This is a genomic window from Agrobacterium sp. SORGH_AS 787 (assembly GCF_030819035.1).
Lineage (GTDB): Bacteria > Pseudomonadota > Alphaproteobacteria > Rhizobiales > Rhizobiaceae > Agrobacterium > Agrobacterium larrymoorei_B.
Genome location: NZ_JAUTBG010000001.1, coordinates 270281 through 285458, shown reverse-complemented (window position 1 = coordinate 285458; position 15178 = coordinate 270281). Strand labels below are relative to the sequence as shown.

The window sequence follows — 15178 nt, the reverse complement described above, 5'->3', positions numbered from 1 at the left end:
CCATCCGCCTCATCCGCATCCGATGACTTTGCCAAGGAGACCGCCGTGAAGAACAGGCGCTTCGACATCCTGCTTCTCTTGCCGCTGGCGATCTTCGCGCTCGCCTTCCTCCTTTTGCCGATGGTCCGTCTGACGGTTGCGGCAGCAAGCACGGAACGCGGGCCAATGGCCTTTTTCGCCATCCTGACCGATGAGCGCTATCGCACCAGCCTGATCGCCACGCTGATCCTGGCTCTCTTCACCACGGCGGTCACGCTTATCCTTGCCACCATTGCGGCGCAGACGCTGGCCAACCGGCGCTTTGCCGGACGCGGTGTGCTTTTGTCGCTGCTGACCTTTCCGCTTGCCTTTCCGGGCGTCGTCGTCGGCTTCATGGTCATCTTGCTTGGCGGTCGTCTGGGGCTTGTCGGCAATCTTGCCAGGGCATTGACCGGCAGCAATCTCGTCTTCGCCTATTCGCTGACCGGGCTCTTTCTCGGCTATGTCTATTTCTCCGTACCGCGTGTGCTGCTGACAATTCTGGCGGCGGCCGAAAAGCTCGATTCGTCGCTCGTGGAAGCGGCGCGGTCACTCGGCGCGGGGCCGATCGCCATTCAGCGCGACATCGTGCTGCCGGCTTTGTTTCCGGCCATGTATGCCAGTGGTGCGCTGTGTTTTGCCACTGCCATGGGTGCCTTCGGCACGGCCTTTACGCTTGCCACCAATGTCGATGTCGTGCCGATGCTGATCTACACCGAGTTCACGCTGGCAACCAATGCCGGCATGGCAGCCGCACTCTCCATAGCGCTTGGTCTGATCACCTGGGCAGTGCTTGCCCTTGCTCGCAACCGCGCCATGCGCGATGCCACGGGAGCGTGAGATGCGCAGGATTTCCTGGACATCGGCTGCTGGCATTGCCGTCACCGCCCTTCTAACGCTCTTCCTGACAATGCCGGTCATCCTTTCGATTTTCGCAGGGCTGAGCGTCAACTATGCGCGCGGCCTCTCCGCCGGGCTGACACTGGACTGGGTAGGCCAGGTCTTCGAGCTTTATGCCGATACGATCTGGCGCAGCCTGATTGTCGCGGTCGCGACACTTCTCATGACACTGCTGATCGGCGTTCCCGGCGCCTATGCACTGGTGCGTAGTGGCGGTCGGTTTGCCCGCATCGTCGAGGAGATCGTGACGCTGCCGGTCGCGATACCCGGACTTGCGCTAGCGCTTGGATTGATCCTCGCCTATGGCGGCTTTGGCACTTTTCGCCAGTCGACGCTCTTCATCGTCGTCGGCCATGTGCTCTTCACGCTGCCTTTCATGCTCCGCGCCGTCATCGCCGTTCTCGATACGATCGACTGGAAGGTGCTGGACGAGGGCGCGGCAAGCCTCGGCGCGCCCGCGTGGCGGCGCTTCTTCGACGTCATCCTGCCCAATATCAGCCAGGGCATCCTTGCCGGTTCGCTGACCGTCGTCACGCTCTCCGTCGGCGAGTTCAACATCACCTGGATGACCCATACGCCGATGACCAAGACGCTGCCGGTCGGCCTTGCCGATGCCTATGCCTCGATGCGCCTTGAAGTCGCTTCGGCCTATACGCTCGTCTTCCTCATCATGATTGTCCCTCTTTTGATTGGCCTCCAACTGGTGGCCAGCCTCACCGAAAAGCGAACTGCCCCATGAACGCTCACTCCCTCGTCCCGGCGGCGCCATCCGGCCGCGGCGTTTCCATCTCCACTCACGCGCTCTCCAAGACTTTCAATGGTGTGGCGGCGCTCCATACCACCGACCTGCATGTCATGGCTGGCGAAATCCTCGTGCTGCTCGGTCCATCGGGCTGCGGCAAGACCACGCTTCTGCGCCTCATTGCCGGACTGGAGCAACCGGATGGCGTGGATATGATCCGCTTCGACGGGGAAGATGTGACACAGGTGGCGATCGAAAAGCGCAATGTCGGTATGGTCTTCCAGTCCTATGCGCTGTTTCCCAATATGAGCGTTGCGGAAAACGTCGCCTATGGCTTGAAGATCCGCAAGATAGCCATGGCCGAACGCGAGGCGGAAACCCGGCGGCTGCTTGCCCTTGTCGGGCTTGAGGAACTGGGAGACCGTCGCGTCACCACCATTTCCGGCGGCCAGCGCCAGCGTTGCGCTCTTGCCCGTGCGCTGGCGATCCGCCCGCGCGTGCTGTTGCTGGACGAACCGCTGGCCGCGCTCGATGCCGTTCTGCGCGAACGTCTGCGGGTGGAAATCGGCCTGCTGCTCAGGGAGTTTGGCATCACGGCCATCTATGTCACACATGATCAGGCCGAGGCCATGGCGATCGGTGACCGGATCGCCGTGATGAACCGCGGCCGCATCGCGCAGATCGATGCGCCTCGCGTCATCTACCATCGCCCGGCCAATGCCTTCGTGGCCGATTTTGTCGGCACGATGAACCGCCTTCATGGCGACGTTCGTGATGGTGTTTTGAGACTTGGAGGGGAGGGAACACGGGCGGGACTAACTCTCGGCGGCCCGGATCGATCAGCGGTGGTCTGCTTTCGCCCCGAAGCGGTGCGACTTTCGGACAACGGCGCGGTTGTTACGCGTGTCGTCGCCTCGACCTTTTTCGGCGCTACGCAGCGCCTCATCGTCGAGGTGGCACCGGGCCAGACTTTGCAGATCGACCTGCCGTCAGCGCTGACTTTCCAGCCCGGCCAAACCGTCGCCTTCGACATCGAAGGTGACGCCCTTATCGAGTTCAACCAAGAAGACTGATGATGCTGATTGCCCAGATTACCGACCTTCATATCCGCCCGCACGGCATGCTTGCCTATGGCGTATCCGAAACCAATCTCTATGCCGAACATGCTATTCATGCGCTGCTGCGGCTCGACCCGCGCCCCGAGTGCGTCATCGTCACAGGCGATCTGACCGATTGTGGGCTCGTGGAGGAGTACGAGATTATCCGCACGCTGTTCGACCGGCTGCCCATGCCCGTCTATTGCGTGCCCGGTAATCACGACCGGCGCGAAGAGTTCCGGTCGACCTTTGCCGATCTCGACTATCTGCCCGTATCAGGCCTCCTCGATTTTGTGACATCCTGCGGACCCATTCGTATCATCGGCCTCGACACGCTGGTGCCGGGCGAAAGCCATGGTGCGCTCCGTCCCGAAACGCTATCCTTTCTGTCTGACACGCTCGCCGCTGCGCCGGATGCGCCGACGCTCGTCATGCTGCACCATCCGCCCTTCGAAACCGGCATTGGCCACATGGACCGGGTTGGGCTTCTTGAGGGTGTTGCAGAATTCGAGCGGATCATTGCTGACCATCCGCAAGTACAGCGCGTCCTCTGCGGCCATGTCCATCGCGCCACCCAGACGATCTTCGGCGGAACCCTATGCCAGATTGCGCCATCCGTCGCTCATCAGGTGGCGCTGGATCTGACCCCCGATGCGGCGTCATGTTTCGTGCTGGAAGCTCCGCAATTCCTGCTGCACCGCTTCTCGCAAGGTCGCTTCGTCACCCACACGGCCCAAGTCGAACGCACGCCGGGACCGTTCCTATTTATCCTGCCTGATGATTATCCGGGGAGGAATTAAAGCGCCATTGGCGATGGCGGCGATGTGGCAAGGATTGCGATCGGGACGGGCAGTTCTTGTGCTGTCGTCATTCCGCGCAGGCTCGTCTGATCGTCGTTCATTTAGGCGCTTCTGCACTGAGAGAGAGGGTCGCCAGAGAACCTTGGCTCCAAGGTATGAAAGCGGTGACCTCCAGATGAGAAGAACTGCGACGTACTACCGGATGGAAGCCGGACATCAGCTGCGCCACCTATGGCATTGTGCATGAGCGTTAAGGCATTGGCACGCCGTGAGGACTCTGGTGATCCGGTCCTCGCTTTTCTATCTGCAAATTTGGTTTCTAACCTTAGCCTTAAGCAGATTTCCTGATGATGATTGCACACGCAGCCAAGTCCTGCTCGCGCCGATTGGTGAGTATTTCCTCTTCCAATTCGCTTAACCGCATCATGTGCGCTGTAAGGTTAAGAGCGATGACGTGGCTGTCCTCGATGGGAGAATGCTGCCACGCCTTGAGGTTGCTTATGACCTCTATGAGTTCCTGACGCTCGTCTTCAAGCTTAGCTAAACTCCAAATCATTGTACCCCCTGGAAGTGTCCGTATTACAAAAGTGCAACGCCCTCCCAAGGCATTGGTTTCATCGAACAACGATTCATGGTGAAAATTATTTAAATTTTTAGCTGCCGCGTTTCCGGTATCACTAAGGGTGCTCCACACGTCTGGCTGGAAAGTTGAAATAGGATCCGCAGTTCCGCAATCAAACCGGAAATGCCAGGCTGGCAACGAGGATTGGCCCAGGTCCAGAGCCGGCGTACCTCTGTAGAGAGGAGAAGGAGGAGGCTTGTGACGGGCTCCTCCTTCCAATTTCGCTTCGTCTCTCGCCACGACGGCTTCTCTAATCGGGCGTTGGGGTCAAGCTCTTTCTGTCTGTCCTTTTTGGCCTGATCGTTCACGCGGGTCACGCTTCTCTTCGCAGTCTGGTGGCTCGGGTTCGTTGGGAGCCGCTGCATGCATGCATTGGATCAGGGTCTGGAGAGCCTCGCTTTGGGACGCGCTCGAAGCGCAGCAGTCATAGTCGGCTTCATCCATCCCGTCGTCCGCATGGGACGATCCGGCCAGGATCGGAATCTTTAGCTGTCTTAGGTCATGCTGCAGCCTCCGATCCGAACCGGAATTCTGTGCCGTCAATCCACATGCGATGGAGCAAGACAGCGATTTTGCGGGCAACAGCCACGATAGCTCGCCGCCTGCCTTTGGTTTTCATGAGACGCACACCCCATGCTTTCAAACTGCTCCACGCGATTGATCGCATGAGCATCGCGTTGGCCGCGGCGTAGAGCGTCGCGCGGACATCCGCATCACCAGCGTGTGAGATGCGTCCGGGATTATCTTTTTCACCAGATTGGAAGCGTCGCGGAGTTAATCCGAAGTGGGCTCCGACAGTTCGCGAACTCTTAAACCGGGCGGGGTCATCAACTGCAGCTTTGAAGCTTAGGGCCGTGACATATCCGACGCCTGGGACGCTCATGAAACGGGTGGTTATGGCATCTTGGTTTGCAGCCTTCCGGACACGTCGATCCAATTCGAGGAACGTCTCCAGCAGCATTTGCCTAGCCTCCAGCATTGGCAAAAGCGCATGACTGAGCGCTGGATCGTTTTCGATCGTGTCGCGAACGGCCACTTCAAATGCACCACCCCTGAGGCGTATCGGCAGCTTCACGCCGAAGACCTTGAGCAGGCCCCGAATCTCGTTTTCGAGATCAAGGCATTTTCGCTGCATCACCTTCCGGCTACTAAGAAGCGCACGGGTGTAGTGGCTTTCGACGCTCTTCACATGTACCCGGCTGTACCAGCCCGATCGAAGCAGTTGGGCAATGCCGCGGGCATCGTTTTTGTCCGTCTTGTTCCGCATGGCTGAAAGAGCGGCATTGACCTGGCGAGCCTCCATGCACACGACCTCGAAGCCCGCCTCTGTCAAACCGTAAGTCAGGTGTTGTGTCAGCGTCCCAGCTTCGAGCCCGACCTGGTGGATAGGCTCGCCGAACTCCTCGAAGCACCGGACAATATCAGGCACGTCTGATGGTACTGAACGCTCCAGCCTGACTTTTCCGACCTCGTCGATGATGCAAATTGCCACTGAGCGCAGTGACACGTCCAAAGCAGCGTAGAACATCGTCATCTCCCTTCATCTCGGTTGCACTGAGATTGTACTAGGAGCTTGCCTCTTGTGGGACCGCCCGATTACGCATGCTTTGGGCCCTTCAAATCGGTTATTAAGGACGTCACCAAAGCCGCCTGGAAGCGGGCATAGCTCGTGGCCTCAGGCCGGATAGAGCGACGGTAGCTTCGACGAGGTCTTGTCCTGCGAACCACCGATCTTGCGGTCTTCCCGTGCGAGGACGTTGAGCCAGTCATGGGCTCTAGCCTCTGCGGCTTCCGCCACGGGTGCAAAGGCTGCTTTTTCCAAAGCGGCAATTGCCTCTCTGGCTGCATCCGTCATGGCCGGGTCACCACCCGCCAGCCGGCGCCAGGCAAGAACACAGCCGTAGGATCCGCGAAGGTCACCGGATTTTCCCTTGCTGATTGCCTGAGCCAGCTGCTTGCGACGTTCAGAAACTGTATCGGCTGGCCGTTCCTGCTTGGACGTATTCGCCGCGACGGGTTTTCTGAGACTTTCGTCAGCACGCTGCTTTCGTCTGACATAAAGCGCAGCACCGCCGAGCGCGGCCAGGACCGCGGCGACCCCGAGACCGGCAAATAGAGAGGCGGGCAATACCTCGCTGCTCTCCTGATGTCCTTGCGACTTCACCGGAGAGGCAGGTGCAGTTTTTTGTGTCGCTGCAGTTTGGTTGGCAGGCGGTATCGTTCCTTCGGCCTTGATGACCTCGCTTGGAAGCGTGGCTGTTTTCGCCTCTCCCGAGACACTGTCGGTCCAGTTCACCTTGATATCCGGGAGCGTTATCTCGCCACCACGGGTTGGCACCACAGATACGAGAAAATCCTTTCTGGCGACGGTGCCTTCAGCTGTTTGATCTTCGCCCTTCTGCACGTCATCAAGATAAATCCGCGCGCCATCCGTGTTTTCGAAGGACAGGTCGGGAAGCTGAACCGTGCTGGCACCAAGCGCCAGCAGGCTGATGCGTCGGGTCACCGCTTCTCCTTCCTTGAAAACCGGGTGCTCGGGCGACCATTTGGCGGTCAGCTTGACGTTCTTGGCAGGCAGGAACCACTGGTGTTGCCCGGAGCCGGCGTTGGGATCGGCGCGTACCGTCAGTTTGATCGGCTCTGAGCGAACGGCAAAAGGTTTGCCACTATCGAACATGTCGTTGAACATGGACGAGGGGAAGCCGGGAAAGCCCTGAAAATCTGCGAAGGGATCACGGCCCCTCGCTGAAGGATCGGCAACGGAGCCGCGCAGGACGAAGGGGGGAATTTCGATTGCACCCTTCTCCTGAGGTTTGAGCATATAGGTGCGTTCGATGATGTTCACCGGCTCCCCATTCCGCGTGGCCTGGCTCACCCTGTCCTCTCCGCGTTGAACGAGTTCGAATGCGCTTGAATGCGGCGGGATCAGCTCGGCGCTCTTTATCGGCGCGCTGGTCTCGATCCGGACCGTCAGCGGCGTTTCCTGAAACAGAAAAGGGCTGCCGTCCTTAAGGGTCGCGGAGAGGTTGATCGCCGAGGTACCCGTGGCTTTGGGCATGGAGCCCGCATCCACCACCTTGATGGCGACGGGCGTGCTGCTCAGGCTTCCCGCGGTGATCGCGGGGATTTCCAGTGTGCCCGTCGATTTCGGCGATAGGGACACGATCCAGCTCTCGCTTTGAGACCGTTTCCCGTTGATGATTTGCGTCGACGAGGACTGCGATGTGCCCAGGATGTCGAAATCCTTCTGCAGCGGCGTGAGATCCGGGTTTGAATCCGCCTGGCCGTTGGTCGTGAGCGTCAGTTGAAACGTGTCCCCTTGCGCCACCGTGCCGCTGTCCACACGGGCGGAGAGCCCTGCGGCAAAGGCCGGAACGGCAAGCGCAATCGAAAGAGCAGCAGCGCTGACTGTGGTCTTGAGGCTATTGAAATTCATAGTTCTGCTTCCTCTTAGTTAGAGCCAGACTGAAGCTGGGCGTAATGTTGACGAATACGGGCACGCAGCAGGCCGGACGGGTCATCAGGGACTTCGCGCAGCTGTTGCTCGACTGCCTGATCGACGACCGGAGCACCGGGGACGGAAGCCTTCACTTTCTCGCCGCCCTTGTCTGTGCCATTGCCTTCCAGGACACTGGACAGCATTCTCGACAGAGCGTTTTCGCTCTCCTTACTGGCTTGTCCGCTTTCGTTACCGGAAGCGCTTGCCTGCTGACGGGCCTTGGCAGCCTCCTGTGCGGCCTTGTCCGCCTGGGCAAGTGCCTCGGGACCGGTCTTGTCTTGCTGCTGGCCTGTCTGCTCGCTGCCGCCGTCCTTAACCTTCGGCTTGGTTGCAGAGGCATCTTGCATTTTTTCCTCGCCAGCACCGGCGTTGGGATCCTTCGCCTTCTCAGCCGCGCGCTTCTCTCCTTCTTCCTTGGCGGATTGACCGTTCTTCGCCTCATCGGCGGGTTTCGAAGCTTCGGCCGATGCCTGGTCTTTAGGTTGTTCGCCCTGCGATGCGTTTTGCTGCTTGGCTTCTTCCTGCGAACCGCCTTCCTGGCCCGGCTGAGCGGCAGACTGATGCTGATCGCCGGATTGTCCGCCGTTTTGTTTCTGCGAATTCTCAGAGGCCTGCTGTTGGTCCTGTTGGCCACCTGCATTCTGCTGCTTCTGCTGGGCTTGAGAACCGGATTGCTGACCTTGTTTGCCCTGCTGGCCGGACTGACCCTGCGATTGCTGCTGATCCTGCTTTTGACCGTTGCTGCCGGCTTGCTGTTGTTGATCCTTTTTATCGTTCTGGCCGGACTGCCCGCCGTTCTGTTTCTGCGAGTTCTGAGCGTCCTGCTTCTGGTCCTGTTGGCCACCTGCGTTCTGCTGTTTTTGCTGGCCCTGGGAACCGGACTGCTGATCTTTCTGATCCTGCTGGCCGGACTGACCCTGAGACTGCTGCTGGTCCTGTTTTTGACCATTGCCACCAGCCTGCTGCTTTTGGTCCTTTTTCTCGTCTTGGCCAGATTGCTGTTGCTGCTGCTTGTTTTTCTCCTGTTCCTGCTTTTTCTGATCGTCGAGCAGCTTCTGGACGAGATCGCGATTGTACTTCGCGTCTGCATCATGAGGGTTGGCAGCCAGCGCCTGGTCATATGCGCCGAGCGCCTCCTTCAGCTGGCCGGACTTGGCAAGCGCGGTACCTCGATTGTAGGCGTTCTCGGAAAAATCCTGAGCTGCGGCCGCGTAGTTGCCCGCGCGGTAGGCAGCACTGCCGCGCCAGGAGGGGGTCTCGAACTTGCCCGAAGCCGTATTGTAATCTCCTGAGGCAAAGGCCTGCTTGCCCTGCTGGTCGGAGGTTGACCACAGGTCCTGCCAGGTTCCTGCATGGGCCTGCCGTGTCGCAATGCCGGGCACGAAATTCATGCATACGATCAGTCCGATGGCGAAGACCAGGCCGCGCCGGAAAGCAAAGGGCAGAAGCAGGACCGGCAAGATCAGGAGCCAGTAGCCCATATCGACCCAGCTGTCGGCTTTGAAGTCCTGGGCCTTGCCCGCGGTTTCGGCCTTGTCGGTCTTCGGCAGGATGCGGTCCAGATCGGCGCTGTTTGCGGTCACGCTGGAGTAGGTACCGCCACCGGCCTTGGCAACCGCGCCAAGAGCTTGCGCATCAAGCGACGTCGTCACTTTTTCGCCAGAGCGATCGGTAATGGCCTGACCGTTTGCCGTCTGCAACGTAGCTCCCTTTTCGGTGCCAACGCCGAGAACCGAGACGGTGTAACCGGCTTTGCGTGCCTCGGCCGCTGCCTTTTCCGTTGCCGCCGCATTACCGGCGTTGTCGGCGAGCAGAACGATTTTGCCCCGCGTCGCATTCGCTCCCTTCAAGACAGACACTGCCTCGGAGATGGCGAGATCAGGCCTGTCGCCCAGTACGGGCATCAGTTTGGTGGAAAGGTCGGGGATCATCTGCGAAATCACTTTGTTGTCGCTTGTCAGAGGAGCGGCGACGAAGGGGATGTCCGAATAGATGACCAGTGCGCGCTCATCACCTTCCGTGCGGGCAAGAACGTCGCGCAACTTATGGACTGCGCCTCGCAAGCGGCTCGGCTGTAAGTCGTCCGAATTCATCGATTGCGCCAGACTGAGAACCGCAACCACGGGTTCTCCACCGGTAAAGGAGGGAACCTCAGCCTTTTCCCACGTGGGGCCAGCAAGCCCCGTTACCAGGACAACCAGCATGGCCGCTGCCACAGATGGCAGGAAGCGGGATGCGCGGGCCGCTGCGCCGCTGATAGCCAGATGCCGCAGCAGATGGGCGTCAACATACTTGCCCCAGTTGCCGCCGGTGGCGCTCTTGCGGGACCGCATGACGAGCCAAAGAAGAAGGCCCGCCGGGATCAATGCCCAGAACCATTCCGGGCGCATGAAGTGGAAAAGATTGGTTTCCATGTCAGGCTTCCTTAGTTGCGGGGCCGTTATTGACCGGACCCTTGTACAAGCGGCGGTTTGCCATGAGAGCCGGAACCGTACTTATCAGTACGGAAAGGGCGGCGATGAGCAGAGCGAGACCGGCCGGCCAGAAATAGAGGGCGATTTCGGGGCGCACATGCACCGGGTCGGCGCCAACCGGCTCAAGCTTGTCGATGGACCGGTAGACCTGAGCCAGACCGTTGACATCCGTCGCCCGGAAGTATTGGCCGCCGGTCAGCTCCGCGATCTTGCGCAGTGAGCCTTCATCAAGGTCAGAAGATGTGACCATCTGGCGACCCATCGCGGTGTCGACGGCCATCGGAGCTCCGCCAACGCCGATCGTGTAGATGCGGATCCCCAGTTTCTTGGCGAGTTCGGCCGCCCGGATTGGGTCCATCTCGCCTCTGTTGTTCGCGCCGTCTGTCAGGAGAACGAGAACACGTCCTTCGGCTGGTCTGTCCTTCAGGCGGTTCAAGGACACCGCGATGGCATCGCCAATTGCCGTTTGCTGACCGGTCAACCCGACCTGGGCCTCGTCAAGAAGCTTGCGGACGGCCTCCCGGTCGAAGGTCAGGGGTGCTTGCAGATAGGCGCGATCTGAAAAGAGAACCAGACCAACGCGGTCACCCTTGCGGCTTTCAATGAAAGCATCAGCCGCGTTCTTGACCACGTTGAGGCGGGTGGTTGGTCTGCCGCCGACAGCGAAATCCTGCTCGGCCATGGAACCGGAAAGGTCGATAGCCATCATGATGTCGCGTCCTTCGGCGGGTAGCGGCACTTCCGGTCCGACATAGGCCGGACGGGCGAGGGCCGTCACCATCAGCAACCAGACGAGCGAGGCAGCAGCGAGCTTCCACCACGATGTCGAAGTGCGGTCGGCGCGGCCTCCCAGGTCTCGCGACAGGCTGGCAAAGAACGGCACTTTCAATGCACCGCCCAACCCCTTGTCAGCGGGTTTGAGGAAATAGCGCAGCACAAAGGGCAGCGGCAGCAGTAGAAAGGCAAATGCCCAGAGAAAGGTAATCATCCGTTCCTCCTGATCCAGGTGGCGGTTTCGGCGCGCAGCGCCTCCGGTTCGAAATTCTCATTGGCCGGCAGACCGTAGGGACCGGTGGCCAGAAGCGTTGCACTGTTGCTGCTCATTCCGTATTTGCCTTGCATCAGAAATGCGCTCCACGCCTCGCCGGTCAAAACATCGGCTCCGGCCGAGCGGCGGCGGGCGACCCGTCGCAACAGAGAAGAGATCTGCGCAAGAAATTCGTCCTGCCTGTCAGGCTTGATCGCCTCAAGCTCGCGAAGCGCCAGAAAACGCGCACTCCTGCGGCGTATCCGGATCCAGACCAGGGCGACCACGCTGAGGACGCAGACGAGGGCGATAAGTGCCCACCAACCCGGCGCAAGCGGCCACCAGCCGATGGGCTGAGGCAGATGAATGTCGCGAAGCTGGGCCAGTTGGGTCTGCATTTGTGGAGTGAGTTGCGTGCTCATGCTGCCATACTCCGGTTGAGATGCGGATGGAGGATCCAAGAGGGATCGTCCGGTGTCTGCAGGAAGTGGCACACCATGCCGTGGTGCCGGCTGACTGTCTCCAGCCGCTCTTTTCGCGCCTCGAATTCATGCGCGTAGCGTTCGAGTTTGCGTCCGCCAAGCGCCGAGACGGCCAAGGCATGTTCACCATCGGTCAGGCGCCCGCCGCGCGGTGGTAGAGCGGCATCAAAGGGATCGCTGACGTGGATGTTGGTGACATGGGCATTCACCGCCAGATGTCGAAGCTCCGTCTCCGCTTCGTCGCCGAAATCGGAGAAGTCGCTGATAACGAAGGCCAGAGTGCCTGGACGGTTGCGGTGACGCAGGCGGCGCAGGGCATGCGCCAGCGTCGCCTCCGTGCCAATAGGCCGCTCGAGCCGGGTTTCTTCCGATAGCGCTTCCAGAAGCCCAAGCACCGAGCGCCGCGTTCTGGCGGCGGGGAAGTCCCGCAGACCGCTGCGCGTCATGACAAGTCCGCCGACACGGTCGCCGCCGTCATGTCCGGTCCAGGCCATCATGGCAGCCACTTCGGCTGCCAGATTGGATTTGAAACGGTTTCTGGTGCCGAACTGCATCATCGCGCGCATGTCGGTCAGAATGACGATGGGCCGTTCCCGCTCCTCCTGGAAGAGCTTGGTATGGGTTTGGCCCGTGCGGGCCGTGACCCGCCAGTCGATGGATTTTACGTCGTCGCCCGGCTGATACAGACGGCTTTCGGCAAATTCCATACCGCGACCGCGATAAACGGAACGGTTGGCACCCCATTGATGGGTCGCAACACGGCCGGATGGTGCAAAGCCGGTCAAGCCGCGCTGTGGCCGCACCCGAACAAGTTCGGGCAGGGTCGCGACAATGCCTTTGAGGTCTTGGTCTGTCATGACGGTCTCCCGACTGTTCAAGCAACAGGAACCCTGTCGATCAGGGCATCGATGAAGGCGTCGGCGGTTTTACCTTCCGCTTCGGCCTCGAAACTCAGGATGATGCGGTGGCGTAGCACGTCATGCAGGACGGCCTGCACGTCGGACGGTGTGGCGAAATCCGCACCGTTCATCCAGGCATGCACGCGCGCGCAACGGTCCAGAGCGATGGTCGAGCGGGGCGATGCGCCATAGGAAATCTGATGCGCGAGGTCCGCGCCGTACATCTGGGGACGGCGGGTCGCCTGGATCAGCTGAATGATGTAGTCGGTCAGCGCATCCGAGACATGGGTCTTCAGAGCCGCCTGCCGGGCCTCGAAGATGTCACGTTGGGACACCCGGAAGGTAGACTTTACGGTTTCAGCCATGGCCTCGCCGCGGACGATCCGCAGGACCTCCCGTTCGGCTTCAGGGGAGGGGAAGTCGATCTTGACGTGCAGCATGAAGCGGTCGAGCTGGGCTTCCGGCAGCGGATATGTACCTTCCTGTTCGATTGGGTTCTGGGTCGCCATCACCATGAAGAGTTCCGGCAGACGGTAGGTCTTCCCGGCGACGGTGACTTGGCGTTCAGCCATGGCTTCCAGGAGTGCCGATTGCACCTTGGCAGGCGCGCGGTTGATCTCGTCGGCTAGGATCAGGTTGTGAAACAGAGGACCGGGGTGAAATTCGAAGGTTCCCTTTTCCGGGCGATAAATCTCGGTTCCCGTCAGGTCGCTTGGAAGCAGGTCCGGGGTAAACTGGACACGGCACGGCTCGCCCTCGATAAGCTCCGCCAAGGTGTTGACGGCCTTGGTCTTGGCAAGGCCCGGTGCGCCTTCCAGCAGAATGTGCCCATCACCGAACAGGCCAAGGAGCAAACTGTCGATAAACGTTTCCTGGCCGACGATCCGTTTGTTCATATGATCGCGGAGCGCATCGACAAGCGCGTTGTTCGAGCGGGCTGCGGTTCGAAGTGTATTCATGGTCATCAGAGTGCCTCGCAATCGGGCCTGGCCTTTTGCCGAGGCGCCGCGGTTTCAGGGTCAATACTTCGATGGAAGCAAGAAACCGGCGAAGGGGCAGCTACACCGCGTCCGTCCGCCACTCTGGCGGCTTAGGCTTGAAGTGCAATCTCCGCGACATATGCTGAAGAGGGAGCAGGTCTTTCAGCATGGGCGGCCCAAGTCGGCTCTTGCTTTCACGGTTCATTTCCCGAAGTCGATGAACAGTTGAGACACTAAGCGACGCAGTTTGAGGCAGCTTGCCGCGTTCTATAATTATTGTTGAAGTTGGCGTTTGGGGAACGAGACCGTAACGCGCAGGCCCTGATGATCAGGGGAGCCGGGATCGATGGCGGACAGCGTGATGACGGCTTCATGGTGGTCTGCGACCGCCTTGACGAGCGCAAGGCCGAGACCGCTGCCCGGCTTGCTGCGAGCGCTGTCGAGCCGTTTGAACAGCTCGAAGACCTCATTGCGTTGAGCGTCAGGAATGCCGCCGCCGGTATCCTCAACGATGAGGTCGATCGTCTCTGGCCGGTCGGAAAGGAGAACCCGGATCGAAATGCCGGAGCCTCCGTGCACGATGGCATTGCCGACGATGTTGGCGAGCATTTGCTGCACCATGCTCTTGTCGCACAAAAGCAGGTATTCTTCAGTGTCCCCGGCACGAAATTCGAGCATTTGCCCGTTCTCCTGTGCAAGCGGTGAGAAGAATTCCAGCGTATTCTCAACAAGACCGCGAAGGTCGTTCATCTGCATGTCCTTGCGCGGCGAACCGGCGCGGATGCGGGTGATGCGGAGAATGGTGTCGATGATCTCGTTGAGCGAGCCGGTCTCGTTGAGTGCCCGCTCGACTTGTGGGTGCGGATTGCGTCCGGCCTCTAGTGCGTCGAGGGCATCGTTCAGCAAAAGACCGACGCGCGCGAGTGGGGTTTTCAGGTCATGTGCGATCGCAGTCGTTGTCGCGCGCATGCTGTCCATCAGGCGCGATAGCACATCAAGGTTCGCGTTGATCTGAATGGAGATGCGGTCGATCTGATCCTTTCTCTCGACGATCGGTACGCGCGCATCGGACTCGCCGCTTGCAACGCGCCCGAGAACGCCTTCGATCGACCTCAATTTCGAAAAACTCCTACCACTTGCCAAGAGACCCAGAACCAGCGTTCCGAAGGTCAATAGCAAGGTCATGATCAACACCCCGGCAATCATGTAAACGCGCATCTCGTCGACGGCCTTGAGATTTCGGCCGACAACGAGCGTTGCATCGGTGAACTTCTGGACCGATATCACAAAATGACCTTCGCTCCCTTTGGCCGAGATGGACTGCAGCGTGGTGTCGCGCACACCGATGAAATCCGGCATGGTGAGATGGGCGCCCGCAAGGTTGACGCCATGTTCATCATAGACGGCAGAGATGCGGTCCTGGCTGCTGACGAGGTTACTCAGCGTACCGATTGCCTTCACCAAGCCGTCTCGCCCCTCCGCAGCGTAGACGTCGCTCAAAAGGACGGCCTCCTCCAGGGTCTGCTGCAAGGTGGCATCGCGCAGAGTCTTGGTAACCGACCCTATGAAGAGTGTCCCTCCAAGGCTCATGAGAACAAGAACGCCTATCGCGACCTTTGCTGAAGTTCGAAAGGAGCT

13 protein-coding genes are annotated in these 15178 nt (G+C 59.8%); 4 read left to right on the top strand and 9 right to left on the bottom strand.

The window, feature by feature from the left end:
- Positions 1-45: 45 nt before the first annotated feature.
- From QE435_RS01210 to QE435_RS01195, 4 genes are read left to right on the top strand one after another with little or no spacing between them, the layout of a single operon-like run.
- Positions 46-858, top strand: coding sequence for an ABC transporter permease subunit (locus QE435_RS01210; protein WP_349039917.1), 813 nt, complete (start codon positions 46-48; stop codon positions 856-858).
- A gap of 1 nt (position 859) precedes the next feature.
- On the top strand, positions 860-1657 hold the full coding sequence (locus QE435_RS01205; protein WP_306929909.1) for an ABC transporter permease subunit: 798 nt from the start codon (positions 860-862) through the stop codon (positions 1655-1657).
- Positions 1654-2733 (top strand): ABC transporter ATP-binding protein, encoded by a 1080-nt coding sequence (locus tag QE435_RS01200; protein ID WP_349039916.1) that lies wholly within the window; start codon positions 1654-1656, stop codon positions 2731-2733. The genes QE435_RS01205 and QE435_RS01200 overlap by 4 nt, the downstream gene beginning before the upstream one ends.
- On the top strand, positions 2733-3557 hold the full coding sequence (locus tag QE435_RS01195) for a phosphodiesterase (protein ID WP_349039915.1): 825 nt from the start codon (positions 2733-2735) through the stop codon (positions 3555-3557). The genes QE435_RS01200 and QE435_RS01195 overlap by 1 nt, the downstream gene beginning before the upstream one ends.
- A 331-nt stretch (positions 3558-3888) precedes the next feature.
- Here the strand turns inward: QE435_RS01195 and QE435_RS01190 are convergent, their stop codons facing one another.
- From QE435_RS01190 to QE435_RS01150, 9 genes are all read right to left on the bottom strand, one after another.
- Positions 3889-4419 carry a hypothetical protein gene (locus QE435_RS01190; protein ID WP_349039914.1) on the bottom strand — a complete coding sequence of 177 codons (531 nt, stop codon included), beginning with the start codon at positions 4417-4419 and terminating at the stop codon, positions 3889-3891.
- A 259-nt stretch (positions 4420-4678) separates the two neighbouring features.
- Complete coding sequence (locus tag QE435_RS01185; RefSeq protein WP_349039913.1) at positions 4679-5707, bottom strand: IS110 family transposase; 1029 nt, start codon at positions 5705-5707, stop codon at positions 4679-4681.
- Between the two features lie 147 nt (positions 5708-5854).
- The gene (locus tag QE435_RS01180; RefSeq protein WP_349039912.1) at positions 5855-7615 is read right to left on the bottom strand and encodes a BatD family protein; all 1761 of its coding nucleotides are present in this window, start codon (positions 7613-7615) and stop codon (positions 5855-5857) included.
- A gap of 14 nt (positions 7616-7629) precedes the next feature.
- The gene (locus QE435_RS01175) at positions 7630-10092 is read right to left on the bottom strand and encodes a VWA domain-containing protein (protein WP_349039911.1); all 2463 of its coding nucleotides are present in this window, start codon (positions 10090-10092) and stop codon (positions 7630-7632) included.
- 1 nt (position 10093) lies between these two features.
- Positions 10094-11140 carry a VWA domain-containing protein gene (locus tag QE435_RS01170; protein ID WP_349039910.1) on the bottom strand — a complete coding sequence of 349 codons (1047 nt, stop codon included), beginning with the start codon at positions 11138-11140 and terminating at the stop codon, positions 10094-10096.
- Positions 11137-11601 (bottom strand): DUF4381 domain-containing protein, encoded by a 465-nt coding sequence (locus tag QE435_RS01165; protein ID WP_349039909.1) that lies wholly within the window; start codon positions 11599-11601, stop codon positions 11137-11139. Before QE435_RS01165 ends, QE435_RS01170 begins: the two co-directional genes overlap by 4 nt.
- Complete coding sequence (locus QE435_RS01160; protein ID WP_349039908.1) at positions 11598-12518, bottom strand: DUF58 domain-containing protein; 921 nt, start codon at positions 12516-12518, stop codon at positions 11598-11600. Before QE435_RS01160 ends, QE435_RS01165 begins: the two co-directional genes overlap by 4 nt.
- Positions 12519-12535: 17 nt before the next feature.
- Positions 12536-13519, bottom strand: a complete 984-nt coding sequence (locus tag QE435_RS01155; RefSeq protein ID WP_349041102.1) for a MoxR family ATPase — start codon at positions 13517-13519, stop codon at positions 12536-12538.
- 294 nt (positions 13520-13813) lie between these two features.
- Complete coding sequence (locus QE435_RS01150; protein WP_349039907.1) at positions 13814-15130, bottom strand: HAMP domain-containing sensor histidine kinase; 1317 nt, start codon at positions 15128-15130, stop codon at positions 13814-13816.
- Between the last annotated feature and the right edge of the window lie 48 nt (positions 15131-15178).

Excerpts from the sequence above, each read along its gene's own strand:
- QE435_RS01205 (WP_306929909.1), top strand. The coding sequence starts at position 860 with ATGCGCAGGATTTCCTGGACATCGGCTGCTGGCATTGCCGTCACCGCC.
- QE435_RS01155 (WP_349041102.1), bottom strand. The coding sequence starts at position 13,519 with ATGAATACACTTCGAACCGCAGCCCGCTCGAACAACGCGCTTGTCGAT.
- QE435_RS01180 (WP_349039912.1), bottom strand. The coding sequence starts at position 7,615 with ATGAATTTCAATAGCCTCAAGACCACAGTCAGCGCTGCTGCTCTTTCG.
- QE435_RS01195 (WP_349039915.1), top strand. The coding sequence starts at position 2,733 with ATGATGCTGATTGCCCAGATTACCGACCTTCATATCCGCCCGCACGGC.
- QE435_RS01200 (WP_349039916.1), top strand. The coding sequence starts at position 1,654 with ATGAACGCTCACTCCCTCGTCCCGGCGGCGCCATCCGGCCGCGGCGTT.
- QE435_RS01160 (WP_349039908.1), bottom strand. The coding sequence starts at position 12,518 with ATGACAGACCAAGACCTCAAAGGCATTGTCGCGACCCTGCCCGAACTT.
- QE435_RS01175 (WP_349039911.1), bottom strand. The coding sequence starts at position 10,092 with ATGGAAACCAATCTTTTCCACTTCATGCGCCCGGAATGGTTCTGGGCA.
- QE435_RS01170 (WP_349039910.1), bottom strand. The coding sequence starts at position 11,140 with ATGATTACCTTTCTCTGGGCATTTGCCTTTCTACTGCTGCCGCTGCCC.
- QE435_RS01185 (WP_349039913.1), bottom strand. The coding sequence starts at position 5,707 with ATGTTCTACGCTGCTTTGGACGTGTCACTGCGCTCAGTGGCAATTTGC.
- QE435_RS01165 (WP_349039909.1), bottom strand. The coding sequence starts at position 11,601 with ATGAGCACGCAACTCACTCCACAAATGCAGACCCAACTGGCCCAGCTT.
- QE435_RS01150 (WP_349039907.1), bottom strand. The coding sequence starts at position 15,130 with ATGAGCCTTGGAGGGACACTCTTCATAGGGTCGGTTACCAAGACTCTG.